The organism is Chitinophaga sp., from assembly GCF_035564935.1.
Taxonomy (GTDB): domain Bacteria; phylum Bacteroidota; class Bacteroidia; order Chitinophagales; family Chitinophagaceae; genus Chitinophaga.
This window is the reverse complement of sequence record NZ_DATMTE010000652.1, coordinates 1-6,408: the sequence shown is the minus strand read 5'-3', so window position 1 is coordinate 6,408 and position 6,408 is coordinate 1. Positions and strand designations below refer to the sequence as shown.

Sequence of the window (6,408 nt, the reverse complement as noted above, 5' to 3'; positions counted from 1 at the left end):
AATCATGATTAATCAGTTTAATCCTGCTCCAAGACAATTTTGGTCGCCGAAGGCGACCCCACCAATACGGAATTCGCATTTCATAATCTGTAATTAGCAATTACCCCCCGCAACCCTCCGCTGCATCACTATTTTATATATCTTGATGCATATGAACTGCAAGATATATTCCACGCTGCAAGCTGCATTTTTATTGGGCGCCCTTGCGTTATCGGCGCAATCTGATGTAACGGTAAGGTTCAATGAACCGGCCCGGCATTTTACCGCTTCCGCCCCGCTGGGCAACGGACGCATGGGCGCAATGGTGTTTGGTAACACCAACAGGGAACGGATTGTGCTGAATGAAATATCCATGTGGGCCGGCGGTATACAGGACGCCGACAGTAAAGAGGCAGGCAACTACCTGCCGCAAATCAGGACATTATTGCTGGAAGGAAAAAATATTGAAGCACAGAAAATGTTGCAGCAATATTTTGTTTGCAAAGGCCCCGGAAGCAGTGGCGGCGCCAACGTAAAGTTTGGCTGCTACCAAACACTGGGCGATCTTTTTATCCAATGGAAAGATACTATATCGGCCGTAAGCAATTACCAGCGCTGGCTGCGGCTCGACAGTGCCCTGAGCACCGTAAGCTGGGAAAAGAACGGAACCGGTTTTAAAGAAGAAGTATTGGTATCTGCTCCCGGGCAGGTAGCAGTAGTACGCCTCACTGCCAGCAAACCCGGTAGCCTTTCTTTCGCTACGGGGTTATATCGTAAGGAACGCGCCGCCCTGAAAGTGGTAAACGGTAACCTGGAAATGAGCGGTACCCTGAATGGTGGTAATAACGATCCCGGTGTGCAATATGCGGCAGTACTGAAAGTCATCTCCAAAGGCGGTACCCGCACAGAAAGCAATGATCAGATCACTATTAACAACGCCAATGAATGCCTGCTACTGGTAGCAGCCCGCACCAATATGAACTGGCCGGCAGTGGAAACGCCAGGTCCGGCGCCGATGCCCAAAACTGTTGCCGATATCAGTAAAGCAGCAGCGGCATCCTGGCAGGGATTACTGCAGGCTCACGTGAAAGACTATACGTCGTTCTTTAACCGTTGCCGCCTTTCGTTTACAGATAACAGTAATGACGAAGTGAAATCCCTTTCTACCATCGACCGGCTGCAACGCCTGCATGATGGTAAGAAAGATGCGTCCCTGGCTTCGCTGTATTTTAACTTCGGCCGTTACCTGCTCATCAGCTCCTCCCGCAACGGCGGCATGCCGGCTAACCTGCAGGGCTTATGGGCGGAAGAATATCAAACGCCATGGAATGCCGACTATCACCTGAACATCAATGTACAAATGAACTATTGGCCGGCGGAAGTGACCAACCTGTCCGACTGCCACCAACCGCTGTTCACCCTGGCAAAGCAAATGGCGAAATACGGACAGCGCACCGCTCGCACCTACTATAAAGCCGGTGGCTGGGTAGCGCATGTGATCAATAACCCCTGGGGCTTTACCTCGCCGGGTGAGGGGGCGGACTGGGGCTCTACATTAACAGGCGGGGCATGGGTGGCTACCCATCTCTGGAAACACTACCAGTATACCAACGACAAAAAATTCCTGAAAGAAATATACCCGGTACTGAAAGGCGCCGCCGTTTTTTATAAAGATATCCTGATCACGGAACCATCGCACCAGTGGCTGGTTACAGCGCCGTCCAATTCGCCGGAGAACGCCTATATACTGCCCAGCGGGCAGCAGGGACAAACCTGTATGGGCCCTACCATGGATATGCAGATAGGCAGGGACCTGCTGAAAGCCAACCAGGAAGCGGCCCGTATCCTGCAAACGGATAAAGCATGGGCCGATAGCCTGCAGGTAGTGCTGGGTAAACTGGCGCCTAACCAGGTAAGCCCTTCTACCGGCGGTATCCAGGAATGGCTGGAAGATTATAAGGAAGCAGACCCGCATCACCGCCACGTATCGCCTCTGTATGGCTTATATCCCTACGATGAAATTACCCCCTGGGATACGCCGGAACTGGCTGCCGCTGCAGAGAAAACACTGCTCAGGAGAGGGGATGGTGGTACCGGATGGTCACGCGCGTGGAAAATCGCTTTCTGGGCCCGCTTAGGCAATGGTAACCACGCCTATAAAATGCTGCAGGAATTACTGGCGCCGGCCGCGGCTACCAGCGAAATCAGCATGCGCTCCGGCGCAGGTACCTATGCTAACCTGTTCTGTTCGCATCCGCCTTTCCAGATAGATGGTAACTTAGGCGCTGTAGCCGGTATCGCGGAAATGCTGCTGCAAAGTCATGGTGGTGATAACGTGATCCGCCTGCTGCCTGCACTCCCCGATAACCCCCAATTCGCTGCCGGCCAGGTACAGGGCCTTTGCGCTGTTAATGGTTTTGTAGTGGATTTCAGCTGGAAAAATAAAACAGTACACGAACTCAGCCTGCTTTCCAATACCGGCGCAGAATGCCGCTTGTTGCTGCCGGAAAGCGCTGTGGTAAAGGATCGTAACGGAGCGGTAGTGCCGCATCAGTATAAAGATGGCGTGCTGCGTTTTGCTACAAGGAAAGGAATGAAGTACCGCATCGCCGTATAAGATAACGGGATTTTGTCTTGCCCGGTGTATACCGGGTAAGACAAAAAAATCGCATCTTTATCTTTCATAACAATTCATATGGAAGATCTGAAACAAGTGGCTGCAAAGGCAGCATTGGATTACATACAACCCGGCCAAACCATAGGACTGGGCGCCGGCAGCACCATTGCGCACCTGGTAAATTACCTGAAAGGCGAAGAGGCTTTGTTTAAAAGCATTACTACCGTCACATCTTCCTATAATACCTTACTGCAACTGCGGGAACACGGATTCAATATTAGACAACCCGGCGATGTATCCGGGCTGGATATCTATTTTGATGGATGTGATCAGTTCGATCACCAGCTGAATGCCCTGAAAAGCGGCGGTGGTATTCATACACAGGAGAAACTGCTGGCGGCAATGGCCGGTAAATTCATTCTTATTGGCGATGGGGCCAAGTATGTAACGCAGTTGTACACTACTTTTCCCGTGGTCATAGAAGTGATACCGGAAGCGGTGCCCTTTGTAATGAAACAGCTGAAGAAAATATTTTCGCTCGCAAACCCTGAGCTGCGGCTCAGTAATAAAAAAGATGGGGCGGTAATTACTGAGCACGGGAACCTGCTCATTGATGTCTGGTTCCGTTCCTTCCCGCCATTAGACAGCCTCAATCATCGTTTAAAGGAAATTCCGGGCGTACTCGAAACCTCGCTTTTTTACAATATGGCGCATGCTGCCATCATAGCGGGAAAGAAGGGAGTGGAAATTATTCCTAAAGATCCGGCTTACCTGATCTGAAACTCTCTCGTACCAGCGGTTACATGATACCGTAATCCTTTCCCGGTGTTTTGTGTAACCACGGGTTTATCATTTTCATATATTTTTTGTGTCGGGGAGATGTGAAAGAAGATGTCTGCCCCGGCATTTGCAGGCACTGTTACATGGTAGCTGATAGCAGTGCCGTTTCTTTTCCAGGAAGAAACGATGGTGCCGTAAGGGCTGTCATGACTTCCTTCAAAATGATCCAGTCCTTCCACGAAATTGGGTGTCAGTAAAATGTTCTTAAACCCGGGTGCATTTTCATCGGGCCGGATGCCGGCCACGCCTTTATACATCCAGGCGCCTATTTCTCCAAACATAATATGGTTGCGGGAAAGATCTGAAGAGGCGTTGATGTCCCAGTTTTCGAAGAGGGTAGTGGCGCCGTTCATGATCCACCAGCCCCAGGAAGGGAAGGTGCGTTGTGCAGCCAGCTTCCAGGCTACATCGGCATACCCGTTTTCACTGAGCGCATTCAGGATGCTTTTTGTACCCAGCAGGCCAACATCGAGGTGGAAGTTATCTGCAGCCACTCTCTTTGCAAGATTAGCGGCTACCTTGCTTTTCATGGCATCCGGTACCAGTCCCCAATAGAGGGCTACGCTTAGCTCCGTTTGCACGCCTTCGCCATAGATCCCTGTTTCGTTGTTGAGATATTTGGCGTTAAATGCAGTTTTGATCTTCTCTGCCAGTGTGCTGTATTTCGTATAGTCGGCTGTTTTGCCAAACAGTTTGGCTGCTTTAGCCAGTATCAGCGCATCGGCGTAATAGTAGGCGGAGGAAGTGAACTCCACCGGCGATTTCGATTTCACCGGCACCCAGTCGCCCAGCCCCCAGGTGGTTAGTCCTGCAGGACTGATAGCCGTGATCCTGTCTACATACCGGCGCATATTATCATACGATGCGGAGAGGAGCGTAGTATCGCCGTAAAAAAGATAGATGTTCCATGGTATGATGGCAATGGTGCTGGTCCAGTCAGGCCCGTTACCCCATTCGTAACCCCAGCCGCCGGTGGGAATGATGGAAGGCAGCACGCCGTTGGGTTGTTGTTCATCACGATGGTCTGCCAGCCATTTTTCATAAATGGTGATACCATCATAACTATACAGTCCTGTTTCGATGGCAATTTGTGCATCCCCGGTCCAGCCGTTCTTTTCCCGCTGCGGGCAATCTGTGGGATAGCCGAACAGGTTGGAGAGATAAGCGTTATTAGTGGCGGCAAACAGTTTATTGATCATGGTATCGGAGCCATGGATGTGTCCTGCAGGAGGCACGTTACTGTGCATAAAGTAGCCGGTCAGGCTTTCTTTGCGGAGCTGTACCGGTTGACTGCTGGTTACCTCCACATATTGAAATCCTTTATAGTTAAAGCGGGGCATAAAGGTTTCCACGCCTTTGCCGCTAAGGATAAAAATATCCGTCTGGAAAGGATCGGTATCGTCTGTAGGGCGGTAATGCACTATAATATTCGAGAGGTCTACAAAGCCTTTTTTATCCAGTTGTTCACCATGTTTCAGCTTAATCACCGTACCTGCCGGGCCGCTTACGCGGATGCTGCTTACACCGGCAATATTCCTGCCGAGGTCGTATATCCAGGTGCTGTCGTTGGGATGGGTAACGCTGGCAGCGGGAATTTCCTCCACGTTTTCGATAGGATACAGCTGTTGTGAAACAATATTTTGTGAAGGCGCTGCGCGATAGATCACCTCTTTCCATTTGCTGTCGTCGAAACTAACCGTATTCCATCCCGGTTGTTCTTTACGGGCGTCGTAATGTTCGGCGGTGTAGATGCTGTTGAATACAATAGGTCCCAGTGCCGTTTTCCAGTCCTTTCCCGAGCTGATGGTTTCCACGCTGCCATCCGTATAGGTAACCCGCAGATCGAGGCAAAAAGCGGGTCTGCCGCGCCAGGGCGCTTCATGGAAGTTCCATACGGCGGTGGACTGGTGATTGTACCAGCCGTTGCCCAGCATTACGCCGATGGCATTCCTGCCGGATTGCAGGAGGGAAGTAACATCGTAAGTTACGTAGAGGGTACGGCGGTCGAAACGGGTGTACATGGGATCGAGGCGGTGATTGCCTGCTTTGGTGCCGTTGATATACAGTTCATACAGGCCGGCGGCTGCAATATAGGCGCGTGCTGATTTCACCTGTTTAGCGGCGGTGAAAACCTTCCTGAAATTAGCGGCGGGTTTCAGGCGGATATCGGTGCCATCGCTGATCCAGGCGCCTTTCCAGTTGCTTTGCTGCAACATGCCGGTTTCAAACCAGGAGCGACCCGGGGAGGATTTCACGCCGTCTTTGTCCCATACTTCCACGCTCCAGTAGTAGCGGGTAAAGGGCTGCAATAATTCCCCGGGGAAGCTGGTCATGATATCTGCACGGTTAATTTTGCCGGAAGTCCACAGCGGATGGGTGTCCAGGGCCAGGGAATCAGTCGCTATACGAACCTGGTAGGCTGTTTGGCGGGCGCCATTGCGGTTATCGCTCAGTTGCCAGGATAACCTTGGATGGGCGGCATCAATACCGAGCGGTGTTACCAGGTGCTCGCACTTCAGGCCGGTAACTATAGCGGAAGGGGCGATGTTTATGGTTTCCCCGGTTGGATGATGACCGGCAGGAGTACCCCCGGCTTTTACAAATGCAACAGGTTTGCCTACCGATACGACAGGCCATAAAAAGAACAGGTGAATAAACAGTTTCCGGAATATTGAATGCATGCTAGGTGCTTGATTATTTGTCAACAAGATAGAATATGCCTCACTTTTTTTTCCTGTTTTATTAAATTTTCAAAAAAAAAGATAGATCGATCTGTCTATTTTACTTATCTTTGTTTCATGAAGAAAAAGACAGGCGATCCGAAACAGCGTTTACTTGATACGGCAACCGCACTTTTTTATAACCAGGGTTATCATGCCACCGGCATTAACCAGGTGATTGAGGAGGCTGGCGTGGCGCGGGCCAGTTTATACCTGCATTATGAATCGAAGGAGTCTTTGCTGCTGGCGTTC

General features: G+C 50.8%; 4 protein-coding genes. 3 read left to right on the top strand and 1 reads right to left on the bottom strand.

Features of this window, described 5'->3' with window-relative positions:
- The first annotated feature begins 151 nt into the window (after positions 1–151).
- A complete protein-coding gene (locus VN105_RS16810; RefSeq protein WP_325642688.1) occupies positions 152–2,596 on the top strand; it encodes a glycoside hydrolase family 95 protein in 2,445 nt (814 codons plus the stop codon).
- Positions 2,597–2,674: 78 nt separating this feature from the next.
- A complete protein-coding gene (gene rpiA / locus VN105_RS16805) occupies positions 2,675–3,376 on the top strand; it encodes a ribose 5-phosphate isomerase A (RefSeq protein ID WP_325642687.1) in 702 nt (233 codons plus the stop codon).
- Here the strand turns inward: rpiA and VN105_RS16800 are convergent.
- Positions 3,364–6,117: an alpha-L-rhamnosidase gene (locus VN105_RS16800; protein ID WP_325642686.1), complete on the bottom strand. Its 2,754-nt coding sequence runs from the start codon at positions 6,115–6,117 to the stop codon at positions 3,364–3,366. The genes rpiA and VN105_RS16800 overlap by 13 nt on opposite strands.
- Here VN105_RS16800 and VN105_RS29810 point away from each other — a divergent pair.
- Positions 6,112–6,408 (top strand): TetR/AcrR family transcriptional regulator (locus VN105_RS29810; protein WP_414647246.1); only part of this gene is annotated, 297 nt, incomplete at its 3' end. The genes VN105_RS16800 and VN105_RS29810 overlap by 6 nt on opposite strands.